18 protein-coding genes are annotated in these 20,125 nt (G+C 68.1%); 7 read left to right on the top strand and 11 right to left on the bottom strand.

The window, feature by feature from the left end; genetic code table 11:
* The first annotated feature begins 44 nt into the window (after positions 1-44).
* The 3 genes from AC3WL8_RS31020 to AC3WL8_RS31010 all read left to right on the top strand — a co-directional run bounded on the left by AC3WL8_RS31020 (position 45) and on the right by AC3WL8_RS31010 (position 3,911).
* Positions 45-1,280: an acyl-CoA dehydrogenase family protein gene (locus AC3WL8_RS31020; protein WP_492379559.1), complete on the top strand. Its 1,236-nt coding sequence runs from the start codon at positions 45-47 to the stop codon at positions 1,278-1,280.
* Positions 1,281-1,865: 585 nt separating this feature from the next.
* Positions 1,866-3,002, top strand: coding sequence for an FAD-dependent monooxygenase (locus tag AC3WL8_RS31015; protein WP_153955493.1), 1,137 nt, complete (start codon positions 1,866-1,868; stop codon positions 3,000-3,002).
* 69 nt (positions 3,003-3,071) lie between these two features.
* On the top strand, positions 3,072-3,911 hold the full coding sequence (locus AC3WL8_RS31010) for an IclR family transcriptional regulator (RefSeq protein WP_013952384.1): 840 nt from the start codon (positions 3,072-3,074) through the stop codon (positions 3,909-3,911).
* On the opposite strand, the gene AC3WL8_RS31005 is transcribed toward AC3WL8_RS31010, so the two are convergent.
* The 7 genes from AC3WL8_RS31005 to AC3WL8_RS30975 form a co-directional block, all read right to left on the bottom strand.
* Entirely contained in the window at positions 3,898-4,914 is a 1,017-nt protein-coding gene (locus tag AC3WL8_RS31005; RefSeq protein WP_013952383.1) for a Bug family tripartite tricarboxylate transporter substrate binding protein, read from the bottom strand. The genes AC3WL8_RS31010 and AC3WL8_RS31005 overlap by 14 nt on opposite strands.
* A 38-nt stretch (positions 4,915-4,952) precedes the next feature.
* Positions 4,953-5,804 (bottom strand): IclR family transcriptional regulator, encoded by an 852-nt coding sequence (locus AC3WL8_RS31000; protein ID WP_018311864.1) that lies wholly within the window; start codon positions 5,802-5,804, stop codon positions 4,953-4,955.
* 102 nt (positions 5,805-5,906) lie between these two features.
* Positions 5,907-6,647, bottom strand: a complete 741-nt coding sequence (locus AC3WL8_RS30995) for an SRPBCC family protein (protein WP_013952381.1) — start codon at positions 6,645-6,647, stop codon at positions 5,907-5,909.
* Positions 6,637-7,113 (bottom strand): (2Fe-2S)-binding protein, encoded by a 477-nt coding sequence (locus AC3WL8_RS30990; protein WP_010811673.1) that lies wholly within the window; start codon positions 7,111-7,113, stop codon positions 6,637-6,639. The genes AC3WL8_RS30995 and AC3WL8_RS30990 overlap by 11 nt, the downstream gene beginning before the upstream one ends.
* 9 nt (positions 7,114-7,122) lie before the next feature.
* The gene (locus tag AC3WL8_RS30985; protein WP_013952380.1) at positions 7,123-7,989 is read right to left on the bottom strand and encodes an FAD binding domain-containing protein; all 867 of its coding nucleotides are present in this window, start codon (positions 7,987-7,989) and stop codon (positions 7,123-7,125) included.
* Positions 7,982-10,273 carry a xanthine dehydrogenase family protein molybdopterin-binding subunit gene (locus AC3WL8_RS30980; RefSeq protein ID WP_492379558.1) on the bottom strand — a complete coding sequence of 764 codons (2,292 nt, stop codon included), beginning with the start codon at positions 10,271-10,273 and terminating at the stop codon, positions 7,982-7,984. Before AC3WL8_RS30980 ends, AC3WL8_RS30985 begins: the two co-directional genes overlap by 8 nt.
* Before the next feature lie 44 nt (positions 10,274-10,317).
* Positions 10,318-11,310, bottom strand: a complete 993-nt coding sequence (locus AC3WL8_RS30975; protein ID WP_013952378.1) for a tripartite tricarboxylate transporter substrate binding protein — start codon at positions 11,308-11,310, stop codon at positions 10,318-10,320.
* A 320-nt stretch (positions 11,311-11,630) separates the two neighbouring features.
* On the opposite strand from AC3WL8_RS30975, the gene AC3WL8_RS30970 reads away from it, so the two are divergent.
* Positions 11,631-12,149, top strand: a complete 519-nt coding sequence (locus tag AC3WL8_RS30970) for a MarR family winged helix-turn-helix transcriptional regulator (protein ID WP_492379557.1) — start codon at positions 11,631-11,633, stop codon at positions 12,147-12,149.
* A gap of 92 nt (positions 12,150-12,241) precedes the next feature.
* On the opposite strand, the gene AC3WL8_RS30965 is transcribed toward AC3WL8_RS30970, so the two are convergent.
* A complete protein-coding gene (locus AC3WL8_RS30965; RefSeq protein ID WP_492379556.1) occupies positions 12,242-13,141 on the bottom strand; it encodes a LysR family transcriptional regulator in 900 nt (299 codons plus the stop codon).
* A gap of 136 nt (positions 13,142-13,277) precedes the next feature.
* Here AC3WL8_RS30965 and AC3WL8_RS30960 point away from each other — a divergent pair, with 136 nt between their 5' ends.
* The 3 genes from AC3WL8_RS30960 to AC3WL8_RS30950 all read left to right on the top strand — a co-directional run bounded on the left by AC3WL8_RS30960 (position 13,278) and on the right by AC3WL8_RS30950 (position 16,413).
* Complete coding sequence (locus AC3WL8_RS30960) at positions 13,278-14,450, top strand: TauD/TfdA family dioxygenase (RefSeq protein WP_492379555.1); 1,173 nt, start codon at positions 13,278-13,280, stop codon at positions 14,448-14,450.
* Positions 14,447-15,334: an isocitrate lyase/PEP mutase family protein gene (locus AC3WL8_RS30955; RefSeq protein ID WP_492379554.1), complete on the top strand. Its 888-nt coding sequence runs from the start codon at positions 14,447-14,449 to the stop codon at positions 15,332-15,334. Before AC3WL8_RS30960 ends, AC3WL8_RS30955 begins: the two co-directional genes overlap by 4 nt.
* 125 nt (positions 15,335-15,459) lie before the next feature.
* On the top strand, positions 15,460-16,413 hold the full coding sequence (locus AC3WL8_RS30950; RefSeq protein ID WP_153955489.1) for a tripartite tricarboxylate transporter substrate binding protein: 954 nt from the start codon (positions 15,460-15,462) through the stop codon (positions 16,411-16,413).
* A gap of 75 nt (positions 16,414-16,488) precedes the next feature.
* Here the strand turns inward: AC3WL8_RS30950 and AC3WL8_RS30945 are convergent, their stop codons facing one another.
* The 3 genes from AC3WL8_RS30945 to AC3WL8_RS30935 all read right to left on the bottom strand — a co-directional run bounded on the left by AC3WL8_RS30945 (position 16,489) and on the right by AC3WL8_RS30935 (position 20,104).
* Positions 16,489-17,907, bottom strand: a complete 1,419-nt coding sequence (locus AC3WL8_RS30945) for an MFS transporter (protein WP_080569583.1) — start codon at positions 17,905-17,907, stop codon at positions 16,489-16,491.
* Between the two features lie 239 nt (positions 17,908-18,146).
* Positions 18,147-19,103, bottom strand: coding sequence for a PDR/VanB family oxidoreductase (locus AC3WL8_RS30940; RefSeq protein ID WP_492379553.1), 957 nt, complete (start codon positions 19,101-19,103; stop codon positions 18,147-18,149).
* Between the two features lie 26 nt (positions 19,104-19,129).
* A complete protein-coding gene (locus tag AC3WL8_RS30935; RefSeq protein ID WP_211979722.1) occupies positions 19,130-20,104 on the bottom strand; it encodes a VOC family protein in 975 nt (324 codons plus the stop codon).
* Positions 20,105-20,125: the final 21 nt, after the last annotated feature.

The following is a 20,125-nucleotide window of genomic DNA, read 5'->3' as shown; positions in this document are numbered from 1 at the left end:
GCCGGCATTCCCGAACACAGACGATTACCCAGCGAGGCCCGTCGATGAATCTCGATTTCTCCCCGCAAGACCAGCAGTTCCGTGAAGACGTGCGCGCCTGGATCGCCCAGGCCTATGACGCCGACCTGCGCGCGATGATGGCGCAGTCCAAGAACGGCTACCTCGACAAGGCCGCGCAACTGCGCTGGCAGAAGGCGCTGCACGCGCGCGGCTGGGCCGCGCCGAACTGGCCGAAAGAATATGGCGGCCCGGGCTGGAGCTCGACCGAGCGCTTTATCTTCCAGTCGGAACTGGCCGCCGCGGGCTGCCCGCCAGTGTCGCCGATGGGCCTGAAGATGGTGGCGCCGGTGATCATGAAGTACGGCACGCCCGAACAGAAGCAGCGCTTCCTGCCGCCGATCCTGAGCTCGGATGTGTGGTGGTGCCAGGGATATTCCGAACCGAACTCCGGCTCCGACCTGGCCTCGCTGCAGATGCGCGCCGATCATGGCACCGACAGCGACGGCGAGCACTACATCCTGAACGGCTCCAAGATCTGGACCACGCATGCGCAGTGGGCCGACTGGATGTTCTGCCTGGTGCGGACCAGCCGCGAATCGAAGCGCCAGGAAGGGATTTCGTTCCTGCTGCTCGACCTGCATACCCCCGGCATCACGGTGTCAGCACTGCCGACGCTGGACGGTCCCATGACCGGCCAGCAGGAAGTGAACCAGGTGTTCTTCGAGAACGTGCGCGTGCCGGTGGCGAACCGCATCGGGGAGGAAGGCAAGGGCTGGACCTATGCCAAGTACCTGCTGGAATTCGAGCGCGGCGGTACGTATAGCCCGATGCTGCGCAAGCAGCTGTCGAAGATCGCGGATATTGCCGCGGAGCAGCCTGCCGACGACGGTGGCCGCTTGCTGGACGATGCCGCCTTCCGCCGCAAGCTGGCGGCGCTGCACCTGCGTGCTGCCGCGCTTGAAGCGGTTGAGTTGCGGGTGTTCTCAGGCGTGGAATCCGGGACCTCGATCGGGGCCGCGTCGAGCATGCTGAAGCTCACGGGCACTGAAACCCTGCAGGCGGCCAGCGAACTTGCGGTGGAAGCCGCGGGGCCGGCGGCGTTGCCGTTCGTGCAGGACACCTGGGCTCAATTGCAGGGACGCGAGGCCGCGCCGCGTGTCGGGCCTGAATATGCTGCCGTGCTGGCGCCGCGTTATTTCAACTATCGCAAGGCGTCGATTTACGGAGGGTCTAACGAGATCCAGCGCAATATCATTGCCAAGCTTGTGTTGGGGCTTTGAGCGTTCGTGTACCAGTGATGGTTTCAAGAGCAGCCGCCGTGTGCGGCTGTTTTTTTTTGGAGTTTGGCGATATCGCATCAACGCCTTCGGTTGCGCTCCGCGCAAACGCAGAAAAACCGACAGGGCACTTTGGGCCTGCGCAGCGGCCGTAGGCGTCCCCGCAATGCCGTTTGCAGCAGGCGGCCTACGCCCTGCATGGGGATCGTTCAATAGTGGGTTAACGCAGGCACTGCCCCACACTCACATGGCGTAGCAGGGTCGAAAGGGCACCCACGCCCAAACGGCAAGCACCACCGTGCGAACCACCAACACCGTGGAATTGATTGCCAGCCGCATAGGCGACGCGTTTTTTGGTTACTTTTTGTCGCTCGGACAAAAAGTGACTCGCCGGCTACGCCGGCGAAACAGCCCACGCCTGCCAAGAGCCACAGACCGACCGCTCCAATCCGCCAAAAGCGCTGAAAGCCCCTCCTAGGGTTCTCTCCTAGGGTTCACCCTTAATTGACGGCTCATCCCTCACGCCCATATATTTTTATGAACATATAGTACATTTTTGAACATAAACACAGCCAACAGGCAGACAAAATGCCCCTAAAGATCGGAATCAACGGCGCCGGCATCGGAGGCCTCGCCGCAGCCATCGCACTACGCAAGCTCGGCATGGACGCCATCGTCTACGAACAAGCCCCCCGCTTCGCCCGCGTAGGCGCCGACATCAACCTGACCCCCAACGCCGTACGCGCCCTCGACGGGCTAGGCATCGGCGCCGCCCTGCGTGAAACCGCCGCACGCCCCAGCCACCGCATCAGCCGCATGTGGGACACCGGCGAAGAAACTTCCCGCCTGCCGATGCAGGAAGACGCCGAGCGCCGCTACGGCGCCCCGCAGCTGACCATGCACCGCGCCGACCTGATGACCGCACTGGAAGCCGCCGTGCCGTCCGAATGCGTGCGCCTTGGCCACAAGGCCGTGGCCATCGAGCCGCATGCCGATGGCGCCACGCTGCGCTTCGCCAATGGCGCAAAGGAGCGCGTCGATGTGCTGGTCGGCGCCGACGGCATCCACTCGACCGTGCGCACCGCCCTGTTCGGCCAGGAAAGCCCGATCTTCACCGGCGTGGTGGCCTACCGCGCGGTCGTTCCGGCCGAGCGCCTCGCCGGCGTGCCCAACCTGGGCGCCTTCACCAAATGGTGGGGCCCGGAGTCCGCCACGCAGATCGTCACCTTCCCGCTCAACCGCGGCCGCGACATCTTTATGTTCGCCACCGTCGCGCAGGAAGCCTGGCGCCATGAGTCCTGGACCACGCCGGGCCGCGTGGAAGACCTGCGCAGCGCCTATGCCGGCTTCCACCCCGAGGCCCGCGCACTGCTGGATGCCTGCGACGAGGTGCTGATCTCCGCGCTGTACGTGCGCGACCCGCTGCCGGCATGGTCCGCCGGCCCGGTCACGATAATGGGCGACGCCTGCCATCCGATGATGCCGTTCATGGCGCAAGGTGCAGGCATGGCGATTGAAGACGGTGTAGTGCTCGCACGCTGCCTCGCTGATAGCGCGCGCGGCGGTGCCGCAGGCGTGCCCGCCGCGCTGGCGCGCTACCAGGCCGCGCGCCACGAACGCACCAGCCGCATCCAGATCGGCTCGCGCAGCAATGCCTGGCTGAAGGAAGGCGGCAATGCCGACTGGGTGTACGATTACGACGCTTGGAACGTCGCCCTCGGCTGAAGCCGAGGCGATCGTTTCCGCCGGCACGGCCGCCTGCGCGGCCGTTTTCCGTTGACAGCAGACACCACCATGCCCAAGTCCCGCCCACAGCCTGACCTTGCCGACGATGCCGATACGGAAGACGCCCGCGAAGCCCAGCTGGTCTCGCCGGTGATCCGCGGCCTGCGCCTGCTGCGCTTCATCGCCGAGGGCGGCGCCACCGCCAACCTGAGCGAAGTGGGCCGGCGCATCGACGTGAACCGCGTCACCGTGATGCGGCTGCTGGACACACTGGAGCATGAGGGCATGGTGGAACGCCTGCCGCAAGGCGGACACCAGGTAGGCTTCAACTTCCTGAAGCTGGCCTCGCGCGTGCTGGCCACCAATGACCTGACCAGCTTTGCCGCACGCGTGCTGGCCCGGCTGAGCGCGTCGCTGCAGCTGTCGGCCTACCTGGCTGTGCGCGATGGCGGCGATGCACTCTACCTGCTGCGGCAGATGCCCGCGGCCTCGCTGGTCAGCAATATCCAGGTGGGCAGCCGCGTTGCCGCGCACCTGACCACGCCCGGGCGGATGCTGATTGCCGAGCTGCCGCCGGAGACGCTGCGCGAGCTGCTGGGGCCCGATCCGCTGCCGACGGTCACCGGCCAGAGCCCGGCCACCCACGCGCGGCTGGCCGATATCCTTGCCGCCGACCGCGAACGCGGCTGCGCCTGGAGCTTCTCCGCCTATGAACCGGGCATCGATTCCTGCGCGGCACCGGTGCGCGGCGCCGACGGCGACGTGATCGCCGCCATCAGCGTGGCGGGACCGCAGCAGCGCTTTGAAGCCGATGGCGCGCTGCGCGAGCGCGTGGCGAAGGAAGTCAGGCAGGCCGCGCGCGACCTGTCGGGCCTGATGGGGTACCGCTGTGCCACTACTCCGCGGTAATCCCGTACGCCTTGATCAGCTTCGCCCACGCCGCGGTTTCCTCGCGGATGCGGGCCTCGAGCGCCTGCGGCGTGCTGCCCACCGGCTCCATACCCTGGCGCTGCAGCTCGGCACGCACCGCGGGCGTTGCCAGCAGCGCGCGCACGTCGGCGCTGAGCGCATCGGCCGCCGGCTGCGGCGTGGCCTTGGGCACCAGCAGCGCATACCAGGAACTGACGTCGATGCCGGGCACGCCCTGCTCGGCCAGCGACGGCACGTTCGGCGCGGCCGGCGAGCGCCTGGGCTGCGTCACCGCCAGCGCGCGCAGCGCGCCGGACTGGATGAACGGCGCCAGCGTCGGCCATGTGCCGAACAGTACCGGCACCTGCCCGCCCACCACGTCGTTGAGCGCCTGCGTGGTGCCTTTGTAGGGCACGTGCAGCAGCGTGATGCCGGCCTTGTTGCGGAACAGTTCGCCGGCCAGGTGCAGGCCGCTGCCGACGCCCGGGCTGGCGTAGCCCAGCGGCTTGCCGGACTTCTCTGCCTGCTGGGCCAGCCTGACCAGCTCCTGCACGGAATTCGCTTTCACTGACGGATGCACCGCCAGCACGTTGGGCGAGCCCGCCAGCAGCGACACCGGCCGGAAATCACGCTCGACGTTGTAGGTCAGCGCCGGCATCAGCGTCGGGTTGATGGTCAGGTTGCCCGCCGGGGCCACCAGCAGCGTGCAGCCGTCGCCCGGTGCGCGCCGCACCGTGTCAATGCCGATATTGCCGTTGGCGCCAGGCTTGTTGTCGACCACGAACGGCGTGCCGCGCCGCTGCTGCAGCCCGTGCGCCAGCGTGCGCGCGAGCTGGTCTGCCGGGCCGCCGGCGGGGAACGGCACCACGATGCGCACGTTCGCACAACCGGCGGCCTGTACCGCCTGCCACGGCACGCACGCCGCCACCGCAGCGGCCAGCGCCGTGCCAACCAGCCATTGCCGCCGGCGCGGCGACCTGTTGTATCTCTTGCATTGCTGCATATTGCTTCCCATCGGATGGCAGGCGGCGCGCGTTGCCGTCACGCGAACGGCTTCGGCACCTCCGGCCGGTAGTCGAGCAGTCGCGACAGCTCGGCCGCCGCCCGCCTGACCTGTTCCACCACGTTGTCGAGCTGGTCCGGATCGATGCGCGAGGCCGGGATGGTCGCGCCCAGCGCCGCCACCACCTTGCCGCTGCGGTCGCGCACCGGCGCCGCGATGGTGGAGATGCTGGCCTCGAAGAACCCTTCATGCAGCACATAGCCGCGCTGGCGGTCGCGCTGGACCATGTCGTACAGCTCTTCGACGGTGCGCGGGGTGCTTTCGGAATACACCTCCAGGCGCTCCTCCGGATACAGCGCGCGCAACTCCGCCAGCGACAGATCCTCCAGCAGCACGCGGCCCAGCACGGTGGCATGCGCCGGCAGCCGCGTGCCGACATTGACCGTGCTGGCAAACGGGCGCGAGGCCACCGACTTGGCCACATAGACGATGGAGCGCCCGTCGCGCACCACCAGGTTGCACGGATAGTGGATCTCGTCGCGCAGCCGGTCCAGCAGCGGGCGGCCCAGCTCGGTCAGCTCCAGCGAAGCCAGGTAGTCAAAGCCCAGCCGCAGCACCGCCATGCCCAGGCGGAACTCGCGCCCGCCGTCGGTGCGCTCGACGAAGCCCATCATTTCCAGCGTGGCCAGCAGCCGGAACACGGTCGAACGCGGCACCTTGAGCCGGCGCGCCAGCTCGGCCGCCGACAAGGTGCGCTCACGGCTGCTGAATTCGGCCAGCAGCCGCAGGCCGCGCTCCAGCCCCGGCACGATGTACTTGTCCTGGGCGCTCTCTTGGGCGCCCTCCTGGCCGCTTTCCTGCGTGTCTTCCTGCGGCGAATCGGTCGTCATGGTCTGTCTCTGCAATATTCGGTCTTGGCGTAACGCTCTCATATATCACGCCTGCACCCCGTAGGGTACCCGTATTGCCGGCAGACCCCGCCCCGGGCCCGCCTATGCCCCTGGGCGCAGGTAGTCGCGCAGCCAGGCCGCGCATTGCTCGCCCTGGGCGGCGGGCCAGCGCACCACGATGGTCTCGTCGCGGCGGCGCAGCTCGACGCAGATGTCCGACAGCGGCCCGCGCGCGGCCTCGCCGCGCCCGAACAGCCGCGAGAACAGCCCGGCGGCGGCGGGTGCCGGCGGCGTGGACTGCGCCGGCAGCACCGCATGGCCGTTGACCGCCGCGGCCGATGCCACCGGTGCCGCAGGTGCGGACTTCGCCGCCGGCTCGGGCGCTGCTTGCGCCTCCTGCGGCGACAGCCGTGCCAGCAGGTTGGCGCCGAACTCGTCCCACATGCGGTCGGCCTTGGTCTTCATCACGCTCAGGCCGAACGTGCCCAGCCGGCCCAGCACGTCCACCTGCACCTTGATACGCACCTGCGTGCCGCCATCGTCCAGCGCGGTCAGGAAGAGCTCGCTCGACTGGCGCAGCGAGCTGGCCACCGAAGCATCCTCGCCGGTGCCCTCGGTGCGCAGGTAATGCGGCGCGCGTGTCTCGACAATCTTGGTATGCAGACGGAAGCGCGCGTTGATGAAGGCGATCTTGACCGCCATATGGGCGATGTACTCGACATCGCTCAGCACCTCGATCGATTCCATGCCGGGCACGCACGCGCCCATCACGTTGGGGTCGAGCAGCAGCTCCCACACGCGCGCCGGCGGCGCCGCGGTGACCAGGGTCTTTTCAATTTCCACGCATTTTCTCCGCGGCGGACAGGACCGATTCAACGATGCCGACATAGCCCGTGCAACGGCACAGGTTGCCGTTCAGGCCGTGGCGGACCTCGTCTTCGGTAGGGTTGGGGTTGTTGGCAAGCAGCGCGCACGAGGCCATCAGGAAGCCCGGGGTGCAATAGCCGCACTGCAGCCCGCCGTTGTCCATGAAGCACTGCTGCAGCGGATGCAGCTGGCCGTCGGCGGCCAGCCCCTCCACGGTCATCACATGGCGCCCGCGTGCCTGCACGGCGAGCATCAGGCAGGACTTGACCACCTCGCCGTCGACCAGCACGGAGCAGGCACCACAGATGCCGGTCTCGCAGCCGCGCTTGGTGCCGGTCAGGTTCAGGTCGTCGCGCAGCAGGTCGGACAGCAGGCGCCGCGCCGGCACCTCCACCTGGTGTTCTTCGCCGTTGACGGTGAGTTCGATGCTGACTTGGTTCATGAGGACTCCTTACTCCGATGCCACGCCGAACAGCTCGGCAATGGTGCGGCGCGCGACTACCCGCACCATCTCGCGCCGGTAGCTTTCGGACCCGCGCATGTCCGAGACCGCGTTGATGTCCGCGGCGACAATGGCGGCCGCTTCCTCGGCCAGTTCCGCGGTGACGGCCTTGCCGGCCAGTAGCGCTTCGGCGCGGCGCAGCCGGGCCGGAATCGGCGTGGACGCGCCTACCGCCAGGTGGGCCTCGACGCAGAACGCGCCCTCGCGCCGCACCGCCAGCGCCACGCTGGCGAGCGGCCGGTGCTCGGCGGCGGTGCGCAGGAAGCGCGCATAGCGGCCATCGGCGCCGGCACCCGGCGCCGGCACGCGGATCTGCGTGAGGATCTCGTCGGGCGCCAGCGCCGTGACGTAGTAGTCGACCAGGAAGTCCTCGATATCGATCTCGCGCTCGCCGCCTCGGCCGCTGACCACAATCCGCGCGCCCAGCGCCATCATGCAGCCCGGCGGATCGGTGGCGGGGTCGGCATAGCAGAGGTTGCCGCCGATGGTGCCCTGGTTGCGCACCTGCGGATTGGCCACGCGCGAGGCCATGCTGGCCAGCATGGGGTAGTGCGCCTGCACCAGCGGCGAGCGCGCCACCTCGGCATGCAAGGTCAGCGCGCCGATGCGCAGGCCCTCGCGCGCATCGAAGGTGATGCCGCGCAGCGCATCAAGCCGGCCCAGCGAGACCAGGTGGCCGGGCGTCAGCATGCGCTGGCGCATGCCGAGCATCAGCGCGGTGCCGCCGGCAAGGATGCGGCAACTGTCGCCCAGGTCGGCCAGCATCTGGCTGGCCTCGGCCACGGTGGCCGGCTCAAGGAATGCAAAGTCACGCATGGGCGGCCTCCTTCTGCTTCAGTTCGCGCAGGCCAGCCAGCACCTTCTCCGGCGTGATCGGCAGCGACTGGATGCGCACGCCCACGGCGTCGAACACGGCATTGGCGATCGCCGCCGCGCCCGGCAGGATCGCGGTTTCGCTGGCGCCCTTGGCACCATAGGGGCCGTTGGGATCGTTCGATTCCACCACGTCAGTGCGCAGCATCGGCACTGCGTCGGCGGTAGGCATGGTGTAGTCGGCAAAGTTGCCGTTCATCAGGCGGCCATCCTCATATTGCAGGTTCTCGTACAGGGTCCAGCCGATCGCCTGCACGGTCGCGCCGTGGGTCTGGCCGTGCACGGCGAGCGGGTTGATGGCCTTGCCGCAGTCGTCGGCGACAAAGCTGTCGATCACGGTAACCTGGCCGGTGCTGGTGTCGACTTCCACTTCCACCGCCTGTGCCGCGAAGGAGTGCGCGGGCGCGACGTTGCCGTAGTAGTCGGCATCGTGCATCACCGTGGGCGCGTCATAGGTGGCGCGAACATGGATGCCCTCGCCGCCGTGGCGGAAGATATGCAGCCGCGCGATCTCCGCCAGCGTGGCGGACTTGTCGGGCTGGTCCGGCGCGGCGATGCGGCCATCGGCAATCTCCAGTTGTTCCGCGTCCACGCCGAGCTTCTCCGCCGCGAGTGCCAGCAGCTTCTGCCGCGCCTCGCGCGCGGCACGCAGCACTGCATTGCCGGCGATGATGGTCACGCGCGACGCCAGCGAGCCCAGGCAGAACGGCGCGGTATCGGTATCCGGCGCCATCACGGTGATGTGCGACAGCGGGATGCCCAGCTCCTGCGCGCAGATCTGGCTGAGCATGGTGTTGGCGCCCTGCCCCATGTCGCATTCGCTGGTCTGCAGCATTACGCGGCCGTCCTCGTTGACCTTGAGCAGGATGGTCGAGCCGTCCCAGTTGCCCAGCGTGCGGTTGCCGCTGACGTGCATGGCCGCGGCAATGCCCACGCCGCGCCGGCGCGTGCCGGTGCTGCGCGGGGCGGCGCGCTTCTCGTCCCAGCCGATGGCCTTGCGGGTCATGTCCAGGCACTCGGCCATGCCGGTGCTGCTGATCTTCCAGCCATGCACGCTGGTCTCGCCGGCGCCGATCGCATTGCGCTTGTGCACCTCCACCGGGTCCATGCCGACCATGCCGGCCAGCACCGTCAGGTGGCAGTTCAGCGGAAACTGCATCTGCTGCCCGCCAAAGCCGCGGAAGGCGCCGCGCGGCGGGTTGTTGGTATAGGCCATGACCGCGTGCGAGCGCACGTTCTGCACGCGGTGCATATTGTCGCTGCGCATGACGGTGACGTGCATCACGTCACCGGCAAGCCCGGAGTAAACGCCGCATTCGGCCGTGATGCGCACATCCTTGGCCAGGATCACCCCGTCCGCCGACAGCCCCATGCGCAGCCACACTTTCATCGGCACGCTGGCGCGCGCGCCCTGGAAGTCTTCCAGCCGGTTGTTGACCAGCCGCACCGGGCGCTCCAGCCGGCTGGCCAGGAAGGCGCAGATCAGGCTGTTGTTCTCCTCGACGATCTTGGCGCCGAAGCCGCCGCCGGTGGTGGCCTGCACCACGCGGATGGTCGAGACCGGCCGGTCCAGCGCCTCGGCCAGCCGCGCGCGCGCCAGGAACACGGACTGGGTCGAGGCCCACAGCGTGAGCCGCCCGTTGCCGTCCTGCGCCGCCACCGAGGCCATCGGCTCCAGGTAGCCCGGATACTGCGAGTGCATGTCGTAGGTGGCCTCATACACCGCGGCGCAGGCTTCGAACGCGGCATCCACGTCGCCCCGCACGATGTGCATCTCATGGCCGATATTGCGCGTGCCGGCATGGATCTCGGGTGCGCCCTCGGCCAGCGCCGCTGCGGGCGTCAGCAGCGCGGGCTGCGCCTCATACTCGATGCGGACCAGGTCCAGCGCGTCGCGCGCGATTTCCTCGCTGACCGCCACCACCGCGGCCACTTCCTCGCCGACGTGGCGCACCACGCCGCAGGCCAGGATGCGCTGCTCCTTGCGGTGCGGGCCCCAGTTGCGGGTGGGCACATCCTGCCCGGTCACCACCAGCTTGACGCCGGGCAGCGCCTTCGCCGCGGCGGTGTCGATGCGCACGATACGCGCGTGCGGGTGCGGGCTGCGCAGCACCTTGGCGTGCAGCATGCCGGGCAACTTGATGTCGCCGGCATACCGCGCGCGCCCCATGACCTTTTCCCGCGCGGTCACCTGCGGCGTGGAGCTTCCCACGATGGCCTTGCTCATGCCGGCCTCCTGCTTGTCTGGTTGCATGAATGCGATGCGGTGCGTCATTCCGCCGCGATCGCGAGGTCGCGGATCACCTTGCCCAGCCGCTCGTAGTCGGCCGCGTTGACCTTTTCCAGCGCGGCCGGGACGCCGCCCACCGGGCTGGCGCCGAAGGTGGCCATCTTCTCGGTCACGTCGGGCAAGCGCAGCACGTCGTTGAGCTGCTGGTTCAGCACCTTGACCACCTCGGGCGGCGTGCCCTTGGGCGCCATCACGCCATGCCAGGCGCCGACCACCACGTCCTTGTAGCCAAGCTCGGCCAGCGTCGGCACGTTGGGCAGCAGCGGCGAGCGCTTTGCGTCCGTGATCGCCAGCGGGATCAGCCGGCCGGTGTTGATGTACTGCGCCACCGGGCCCAGCGTGACGTAGGCAAAGTTCACGTGCCCCGCCACCACGTCGTTGACCGCCGGCGCCACGCCCTTGTACGGCACGTGCTGGATCTTCACGCCCGCGGCGCGGTTCAGCATCTCGCCGGCGATATGCATCGGCGAACCCGCGCCCGGGCTGCCATAGGTCAGCGTCTTGCCGCCCTTGGCCGCGGCAATCATCTCGCCCACGGTCTTGATGCCCGCCTGCGGGTTGGCCACCAGCAGCACCGCCTGCACCGCGGTCTGGATCACGGGGGTGAAGCCGTACAGCGGGTCATAGCTGGCCGACGGCGCCAGCCTGAGCACCATCGGCGCCAGCGTGAAAGGGTTGGGCGTGTACAGCAGCGTGTAGCCGTCCGCCGGCGCGCGGCTGACAAAGCTGGCGCCGACCACGCCGCCGGCGCCGGGGCGGTTCTCGACAATGACCGGCTGCTTCAGGCGCGCCGACAGCTTATCGGCATAGAGCCGGGCCATGGCGTCGGTGTCGCCGCCGGGCGGATAGGCCACGACCATGGTCACGGTCTTGGCCGGATACGCGGCGGTGGCCAGCGCGCTGCCCGCGGCAAGCGCGAGCGCGGCCATGGCAGTGGCGGCAAGGAAAAGGCGGCGGGGGCGTTCGTGTCTCATCAACAGCTCCTGTGGGGGCGCATTCGCGGTTGGAGTGGGCTGTTTTGCGCACCGCGAAAACCGGGTTGGCTCGGGTTACAACACTTTTGGTTGTTTTATTAGTAAAACGTACGTTCACATCAGGAACGTTATTAATCCTAGGTCGTCAATATTGACAACTCAACTTACGTTAAATACCAATTGACATGGTAATTTTTTATACGTCTTGCCCGTTGCCGTGAAAGCGACACACGGTGGCGGAATTGGCTAGCGGCTGTGAGACAATCTGGCCCGCAAACCGGCCCCGCATGACGGCCGGCAGACCCGATCAAGAGGAACGCATGCCCCGTGACGCCGCGCCCGCCAAGGGCCAGCCCGCGCCAGACACCGACATCACCAGCCCGTGGACCGACCTCGACGAGGCCGGCAGCGGCCTGACCGTCGACAATTTCCTGACCACGATGCTGAGCCAGCTGGTCACCGCGCTGCGCAGCACGGTGACCAAGCCCTATGCGGAACAGTTCGGCCTGACCGTGCCGGAGTGGCGCATCCTGGCGCTGCTGGCGCACGCGCGCGAGCTGCCGTTTGCCGAGCTGGTGACGCAATCGACCTCGGACAAGGCGCTGGTGAGCCGCACGCTGCGGCTGCTGGAGGAACGGGGGCTAGTGCAGCTGACTTCGGCCGGCAACACGCCGCGCAAGAAGCTGATCTGTGCGATCAGCGAAGCTGGTGTGGCACTGCACGACCAGGTGATGCCGCTGGCGCGGCGGGGGCAGGCGCAGGTGATACGGCAGTTGTCGCCAGAGGAGCGCGAAGCGGTCTACCAGGGGCTGCGCAAGCTGTTGCGCGCGCAGGCCTGACAAGGAAAGCGGCTTCCGGACGACTTGCTCGCCCGGAGCCGCCACAGCCAGCGTTTGCCGGGCACCCCAACCCGGCCTTCACTCCCGCCGCCTCAGTGGCGCGCTGCCACGCTCTGGCGCTGGTACGAGGCCAGCGTCAGCCGCATGGCGTCACGCACAGCCGCCACCGAGCGGTTGTCGTCATCCCCCTTGCGCGTCACCAGCGACAGGGTCAGCACCGGCGCCGAGCGGCCCAGCCGCACCAGCCGCACCGGGTAGTTTTGCACCAGCGTCGGGTCGGGCCCCTGCAGGATCGACACCCCCAGCCCGGCACTGACCATTGCCACGATCGCCGGCGCACTGTCGAACTCCAGCGTGCCGCGGATTTCGGACACGTGCGCATGCACGTACTGCGCCGCCATCGCCCCGGACACGGTATTGCGGTCGTAGCGGATCCAGTCGTACAGGCGGAACAGCGAGGCCACGTTGGTCTCGGTGGACGCGGGTGGTGCGATCAGCATCAGTTCGCGCCGCATCATCGGGGTCCAGCGCAGCCGCGCCGAACCGCCGGCTGCCGGCTGCGCCACGAGCGCCGCATCGATGTCGCCTGCCTTGACCGATGCCGTCAGCGTGCTGCTGCGCCCGCGCACCAGCCGCAGTTCCAGCCTGGGATGGCGCTCGCGCACATAGCGCACGATGCCGGGCAGCACGACCGGTTGCAGCGACTCGATCACCCCCAGCCGCACTACCCCCTCCACCGCCAGTCCACTTCCGGAGCGCAGCGCTTCCAGGTTCTGCAGTGCCTGGCGCATGGTGTCGGCCACCTCGCGCGCGAGCTGGTTGGGCCGCGCCTGCAGCCCGTAGCGGTCGAACAGCGGCTTGCCCAGGTACTGCTCAAGCTGCTTCATCTGCATGCTGACAGCGCTGGGGGTGACGTTGGCCTGACGCGCGGCGCCGGCGAAGGTGCCGGTCTGCAGCACGCCCTCAAGCGTATGGAAGGTCTCAATTTTCATCAAAAAATCTTATGAAGTAACTCAAATAAGTTCGCTTTTCTAATGATAGGGCACGCCGCTAGACTGGGCTCACGGGATCGAACACAGATCGAACCCAACCACTGCACGCTACGCAAAACACGGAGGAGCCCCCGACATGTCAGTCATCGCCGCATCGCAACGCCCCGTCGCCTGGACCGCCCAGCAAGCCCGCGAGGACCGCTCCTGGGTACTGCGCATGAACGAGGCCGAAGTCCAGGGCATGCGTGACGCGCTCGACCACGCCAGGACACTGAACAAGCCGCTGCTGGCAATGCAGCAGGCCGACTTTCCGCTCAATGACGCCGCCCGCGCCGTGCTCAGGCGCGCCATCGACATCACCCAGGGCGGCTGGGGCATGTGCCTGCTCAAGGGCTTTCCGGTCGACGAATGGACCGAGGAGGAATCGCGCCTGGCCTACTGGGGCATGAGCCTGTACATGGGCGTGGGCCGCACGCAGAACCGCGCCAGCCAGTTCATGAACGACGTGCGCAATGAAGGCGGCGAATACAAGGTCAAGGGCGGCCGCGGCTACAACACCAATGCCGGGCTGGATTTTCACCAGGACTCGTGCGACGTGGTCGGCCTGCTGTGCCGGCGCACCGCGCGCGCGGGCGGCACCAGCAAGGTGACCAGTTCGATAACGCTGTATGAGGAAGTGCAGCGCCGCCGCCCCGACCTGATCCCGGTGCTCAAGGACACCTTCTTCCACAGCTACCAAGGCACGCAGGACCCCAGCCAGCCGCCGTACTACCGCTGCCCGGTCTTCGGCAGCCATCCCGAGTATTTCTCCGCGCGCACCAACCGCAAGAACACCGACGCCGCGCAGCGCGACTTTGCCGAGCTGCCGCGCCTGACGCCGGCGCAGGTCGAGGCGCTGGACCTGCTCGACGAGCTGATGCCGAGCGAGCTGCTGTGCTTCACCATGGAACTGGAGCAAGGCGACATGCAGCTGCTGAACAACTACGTCACGCTGCATTCGCGCACGCCGTTCGAGGACCATGAGGAGCCGGACCGCAAGCGCCACCTGTTCCGCCTGTGGCTGGCCGTGCCGGGTTCGCAGCCGCTGCCCGAAGACTGGAAGGAATATTACGGCGACGTGCGTGCCGGATCGGTGCGCGGCGGCGTGCGCGGCAGTGAGATCACGCAGGAATTCCTTGACTATGAGAAGCGCCAGGCGGCGGCGCTCGGCATGCTGTTCGAGACCTGGCGCCCACAGCTGCGCCAGGAAGACATGGTGCGCATCCTGGCCGGGCATGCGGCCAAGGCGGCCGCGGGAGCCACGGCATGAGCGGCGACAGCACGCACTCCCCTTCGCTGAAGGAACGCCTGCGCCGGCCCGAGCCGGTGCTGGCGCCCGGCGTCTACGATGCCCTCAGCGCGCTGCTGGCCGAGCAGGCCGGCTTCGAGGCGCTGTACCTGTCGGGCGGCGCGGTCGCCTACACGCTGCTGGGCCACTCCGACGTGGGCCTGACCACGGCCACCGAGACCGCCGACGTGCTGGCGCGCATCACCGACCGCGTGTCGCTGCCGGTGATCGTCGACGGCGACACCGGCTACGGCAACGCGCTCAACACGCAGCGCACGGTGCGCGCTTTCGAGCGCGCCGGCGCGGCGATGATCCAGCTCGAGGACCAGGGCTTTCCCAAGCGTTGCGGCCACCTCGCCGGCAAGTCGCTGGTCACGGTGCGCGAGATGTGCGGCAAGCTGCGTGCCGCTCTCGACGCGCGCCATAGCGCCGACACACTGATCCTGGCGCGCACCGACGCCGTCGCCGTGGAAGGCCTGGACGCCGCCATCGAGCGCGCCGAAGCCTATCTGGCCTGCGGCGTCGACGCGCTGTTTATCGAGGCAGTAGTGTCAGCCGCCGACATGGACCGCGTCTGCGGCCGCTTCGCCGCACGCGTGCCGCTGCTGGCCAATATGGTCGAGGGCGGCAAGACCCCGATCCAGAGCGCGGCCGAACTGGGCGGGCGCGGCTACCGCATCGTGATCTACCCGGGCGGCACCGTGCGCTTCGCCTCGCGCCAGCTGCAGCGCTACTTCGCCGGCCTCAGGGCCGACGGCTGCACACGCGCATTCATGGAGGAAATGAACGATTTCGACGCACTGAACCGGCTGATCGGCACGCCCCAGCTGCTCGACGCCGGCCGCCGCTATGCGGACGACGACTAACGGCACGCGCCGCCACGTTGCCCCGCACATGCTGTAAGGCATTCCGCCCACCAGAGGCAGGCCAGAAGCCCCCGCAACGATGCCCCCATCGTCCAGGTACATAAAGAGAGAAACGGAGACAACCCATGCAACGACGCGAATTCCTGGCGCTGCTGGCGGCCAGCACAATGCTGCCCGGCACCCTGCAGGCCGCCCCGGCCGTGACCAAGTTGCTGGTCGGCGCCACGCCCGGCGGCGGCACTGACCTGGTGGCGCGCGCGCTGGCCGCTGAACTGGAGCAACGCCTGAAGCACCCCTATATCGTCGAGAACCGCGGCGGCGCAGCCGGCAACATCGCGGCGAGCGCGGTGGCCAAGGCCGATCCGGACGGCGGCACGCTGCTGCTCAGCTACACCAGCCACGCCATCAATCCCGCGCTGTTCGACAAGAAGCCGTTCGACCCGATCAAGGACTTCACGCCGATTTCGCTGATCGCCACCTCGCCGCTGCTGCTGGTGTCACGCCCCGACCTGGGCGCGAACAACGTGCGCGAGCTGATCGCGCTGGCCAAGTCCAGGCCCGGCAAGCTCAGCATCGCCGTGGCCGGCCTCGGCAGCGCCAACCACCTGGCCGGCGAGATGTTCAAGCAAGAGGCGGGCATTGACCTGGTCAGCGTGCCTTACAAAGGCGCGTCCCCCGCGATCGCCGACGTGGTCGCCGGCCAGGCCGACTTGCTGCTGGGCAACGTCGCCACGGTGCAGCCGCTGTTGCGGGCCGGCAAGGTCAAGGGGCTGGGCGTCAGCAGCCTGAAGCGCCTGCCCGCGTTCCCGCAGATCGCGCCGATCGCCGACGTGGTGCCCAATTTCGACTACAGCTCGTGGTACGGCCTGCTCGGGCCGGCCGGCATGTCGGCGGACGTGGTTGCACAGCTGGAGAAAGCCGTGCGCGCCGCGGTCGCGTCGCCGGCAATGCGCAAGCGCCTGGCCGGCGAAGGGCTGATGCCGGTGGGCAATGATGCCGCGCAGTTCACGCAGTTCCTGCAGGGGGAAATCGCGCGTTGGGCGAAGGTGGTGGCGGTTACCGGGGCGCGGATGAGCTGAGCTTCCGGCGCAAAGAAAAAGGGCTGCACCGGATCACGGTGCAGCCCCCAAGGGAACGGGACGAGCAACGCCCGTTCAGACCTCCAGCTCCTCCAGCACGCGGCCCTTGGTCTCAATCCCAAGGAAATGTACCGTGACAGCCGCCAGCGCGGGCACCACGGACAGCGCGAAGAAGGCAATGCTGAGATCACCACTGCCGATGGTGCTGGCAATCAGCCCCGGCGCGAAGATCGCCGCCAGCTTGAGCCACGCCCCACCCAGCCCACACCCCATCGCCCGCACGCTGGTCGGATACAGTTCCGGCGTATAGACATAGGCGGTGATGAAGCCGCTGGCCAGGAACCCCATCGCCAGCGCGCACAGGGTCGCGACCACATACACGTTCGACGCGTGGAACACCCCCGCCAGCACCAGCGACAGCGCGCACAGCAGGAACGACACATTGATCACCGGCTTGCGCCCGACCTTGTCCACAATCATCGCGCACACCAGCGAACCGACCACGCCCAGCACCGAGGCGCCGGCGGCGAGGTTCAGCGCCAGCTGCAGCGGCGCGTGGTAGACGGTCTTGTAGACCGTGGGCAGCCACGTCGACAGCCCGTACTGGATAAAGCCGCAGGTTGCCCACAGCATCCACACCGCCAGCGTGCGGCCGATATAGGGCTTGCTGACCAGGTCGCGCACGCGGCGGCGCGGGTGCTGTGCCATGCGTTCGTAGGCGCTGGTGTCGCCCAGCGGCGGCAGCGGCGTCCTGGCGCGCGCCTCGAAGGCCCACAGCGCGGCATCGGCCTCGTCCAGCCGGCCCTTCTCGGCCAGCCAGCGCGGCGATTCCGGGATCACGCGGCGCAGGATGAAGAACAGCACCAGCGGCACGCCGCCGATGAAATACATCAGCTCCCAGCCGTAGTGCGGCACCAGCCAGGCGCCGATGCCGTTGGACACCATCAGCCCGATCGGGAACACCACCTCGTACAGCAGCACGAAGCGCCCGCGCCCATGGGCGCGCGTGACCTCGTTGATATAGGTGGCCGCCACCGGCAGTTCGCCGCCCAGGCCCAGGCCCTGCACGATGCGCAGCAGCGCGAAGATCTCGAACGACGGGGCAAAGCCGCAGGCCAGGCTCATCAGCCCGATGATGCCCGCGCTCCAGCCGATCGAGCGCAGCCGGCCGAAGCGCTCGGCCAGCCCCGGGAACAGCAGCGCCCCGACCAACTGGCCGACCGACGGCGCCGCGATCAGAAAGCCGATCTGGCCCGGCGTGAGCGACCACTGCGCGATCAGCAGCGGCAGCGTGGCGGCGATGGCGATCACGTCGAAGCCATCGAAGAAGGTGGCCAGGCCGATCAGCAACCGGGCGCGGATATGCATGGCGTTTCCCGGCATGCGCTCGATGCGGGCAACGATATTGCCGCGCGTGAGCGGGCCGCTGCGGGCCGCCGCTGCGCTCTGGCCGGCGCTGTCAGCCGTGGTCACGATACCTGCGGTGGCGGCCACCGGTGCGCCGGGGGACGCTGCGTCTTGTCTCTGGGTCAGCACGGGATGTCTCGGTTTGATTCTTGGGGCGGCCCGGCATGCGGGAGGTTTGCTCCCCTCTCCCGCATGCGGGAGAGGGGCCAGGGGTGAGGGGCGGCGGTTCTGGTGGCGTGGTGCCTTGCCAAACCACCCCTCACCCTGCCCTCTCCCCATGAGGGGAGAGGGGAACACCATCGGTGTCCAAAGGCTGTGCGGCAGGATTACAGGTCGAGCACCAGCTTGCTGCCCTTGCACCCCGACACGCACACCATCATGGTCTTGTTGCTGGCGCGCTCGCTGCTGCTGAGCACGCTGTCGCGATGGTCGGGGCAGCCTTCCAGCACCGCGGTCTCGCACGAGCCGCACACGCCTTCGCGGCAGCTGTAGTCCATCTGTACGCCGGCATCGAGCAGCGCGTCCAGCAGCGACTTGCCGGACGGCACCTTGACGGTGGTGCCGGTGCGCGACAGCGACACGGTGTACTCGCCTTCCTGCACCGCCTCGGTCGAGGGATCGGCGGCAAAGCGCTCGATGTGCACGTTCGGGTAGCTATGCGCTTCGCAGGCAGCCTCGAACGCCTTCAGCATCGGGCCGGGGCCGCAGCAGTAGAAGTGCGTCTGCGGGTCCTGGCCGGCCAGCATCGCGTTCAAGTCCGGCGGCACGCCGGCCTCGTCGTCGAAGTGAAAGCGCACTGCATCGCCATGGGCCGACAGCTGTTCGACGAATGCGGCCTCGGCACGCGAACGGGCGCAGTAGATCAGCGTGAACGACTTGCCCAGTTCGGCCAGCCGGCACGCCATGCAGACGATCGGCGTCACGCCGATGCCGCCGGCGACCAGCACGGTGTGCGCGGCGCTTTCGTCCAGGGCGAAGTTGTTGCGCGGCGCCCCCACGGTCAGCGTGGTGCCAACGCGCAGCTGCTCATGCACGTAGCGCGAACCGCCGCGGCTGCCGCGGTCCAGCAGCACGCCCACGGTATAGCGCTGGCGCGCTTCGGGCGCGCCGCACAGCGAGTAGCTGCGCACCAGGCCGTTGCCCAGGTGCAGGTCGATATGGGCGCCCGGGCTGTACTCGGGCAGGGTCTTCCCTTCGGGATCTTGCAGTTCGATGCTGACCACGCCGCGCGCTTCATAGCGCATGGCGTGGACGCGCAGGGTCAGGGACTGGTGGGCACTCATTGCTGCTTCCTTCGATTGCTGCTGACTTACCGCTTCTCGGTCAGGAACTTGCCTGCCGGTCCGCCCGCGTTCTTCTGGCGGCGGGTGTTGCCGTCGATGCCGCCTTCGATCGCCCATTCGGCGAACATGGTCGGCCCCGGCTCGAAAGCGCGCGGCTCCCAGTGTTCGTCCAGCTGGTCTTCGTCGGCGTAGTACTCGATCAGGCCGCCGGCCGGGTTCTTGAAGTACCAGAAGTAGGCCGACGAGATCGGGTGCCGGCCCGGGCCGAGCTGCGTGTCCCACCCCTTGCGCGAGACATGCATGCCGCCGCCGAAGACTTCATGGATGTCGCGCACGGTGAAGGCGACGTGGTTCAGGCCGCTTTTGGGTTCCGGCAGCTGCAGCAGGAACAGGTCGTGGTGGCCGCCTTCGGGCGTGCAGCGCAGGAAGGCGCCGCGGTCCGGATAGCGGTCCGACGGCACGAAGCCGAACTTCTCGACATAGAAGCGCTCCGTGGCCTTGACGTCCTTGACGAAGAACACCACGTGGCCCACTTCGATCGGGGTGGCGTGGTCGTAGATCGGGCTGCGCTGGTTCAGGCGCGGCTTGTCGTTCCACGTGTTCATCAGTGCGCATTCGACCTGCACGTCATGCTTGCGCGTGGCCTGGAAACGCACGGCCAGGCCGTTCGGGTCGGTGCAGCCGATGCGCATCGTATCGCCCTCGCCTTGCTTCACGAAGCCCGGTGCGTCGGCAATCGTCTTGGCGAGCTGGTCCAGCGAGGCCTGCGAGTCCACGCCCCACACCACTTCGCGCAGCGTCGGGCCGGCTTCGATCGCGGGCGGCAGCGTGGCGTCGTCGATGCGGCGCACCAGCACGCGGCAGCCGTTGAGCGTTTCGAAATCCAGGCCCTGCGCGTCGTCGCGCTTGATGGCCAGGCCCCAGTCGGTGAAAAAGCCACGGCAGGCGTCAAAGTCATCCGCGCCGTAGACGATCTCGTCGATCCCCAATACCTTGATCATTGCTTCTCTCCAGCCTGCCGG

This window comes from Cupriavidus sp. FW305-F7 (assembly GCF_058782875.1).
This window is presented reverse-complemented; position numbering and strand designations above follow the sequence as displayed.

What these genes read in the sequence shown, in the direction of transcription:
- AC3WL8_RS31020 (WP_492379559.1), top strand. Translation starts at nt 45, where the DNA reads ATGAATCTCGATTTCTCCCCGCAAGACCAGCAGTTCCGTGAAGACGTG.
- AC3WL8_RS31015 (WP_153955493.1), top strand. Translation starts at nt 1,866, where the DNA reads ATGCCCCTAAAGATCGGAATCAACGGCGCCGGCATCGGAGGCCTCGCC.
- AC3WL8_RS31010 (WP_013952384.1), top strand. Translation starts at nt 3,072, where the DNA reads ATGCCCAAGTCCCGCCCACAGCCTGACCTTGCCGACGATGCCGATACG.
- AC3WL8_RS31005 (WP_013952383.1), bottom strand. Translation starts at nt 4,914, where the DNA reads ATGCAGCAATGCAAGAGATACAACAGGTCGCCGCGCCGGCGGCAATGG.
- AC3WL8_RS31000 (WP_018311864.1), bottom strand. Translation starts at nt 5,804, where the DNA reads ATGACGACCGATTCGCCGCAGGAAGACACGCAGGAAAGCGGCCAGGAG.
- AC3WL8_RS30990 (WP_010811673.1), bottom strand. Translation starts at nt 7,113, where the DNA reads ATGAACCAAGTCAGCATCGAACTCACCGTCAACGGCGAAGAACACCAG.
- AC3WL8_RS30985 (WP_013952380.1), bottom strand. Translation starts at nt 7,989, where the DNA reads ATGCGTGACTTTGCATTCCTTGAGCCGGCCACCGTGGCCGAGGCCAGC.
- AC3WL8_RS30980 (WP_492379558.1), bottom strand. Translation starts at nt 10,273, where the DNA reads ATGAGCAAGGCCATCGTGGGAAGCTCCACGCCGCAGGTGACCGCGCGG.
- AC3WL8_RS30975 (WP_013952378.1), bottom strand. Translation starts at nt 11,310, where the DNA reads ATGAGACACGAACGCCCCCGCCGCCTTTTCCTTGCCGCCACTGCCATG.
- AC3WL8_RS30970 (WP_492379557.1), top strand. Translation starts at nt 11,631, where the DNA reads ATGCCCCGTGACGCCGCGCCCGCCAAGGGCCAGCCCGCGCCAGACACC.
- AC3WL8_RS30965 (WP_492379556.1), bottom strand. Translation starts at nt 13,141, where the DNA reads ATGAAAATTGAGACCTTCCATACGCTTGAGGGCGTGCTGCAGACCGGC.
- AC3WL8_RS30960 (WP_492379555.1), top strand. Translation starts at nt 13,278, where the DNA reads ATGTCAGTCATCGCCGCATCGCAACGCCCCGTCGCCTGGACCGCCCAG.
- AC3WL8_RS30955 (WP_492379554.1), top strand. Translation starts at nt 14,447, where the DNA reads ATGAGCGGCGACAGCACGCACTCCCCTTCGCTGAAGGAACGCCTGCGC.
- AC3WL8_RS30950 (WP_153955489.1), top strand. Translation starts at nt 15,460, where the DNA reads ATGCAACGACGCGAATTCCTGGCGCTGCTGGCGGCCAGCACAATGCTG.
- AC3WL8_RS30940 (WP_492379553.1), bottom strand. Translation starts at nt 19,103, where the DNA reads ATGAGTGCCCACCAGTCCCTGACCCTGCGCGTCCACGCCATGCGCTAT.
- AC3WL8_RS30935 (WP_211979722.1), bottom strand. Translation starts at nt 20,104, where the DNA reads ATGATCAAGGTATTGGGGATCGACGAGATCGTCTACGGCGCGGATGAC.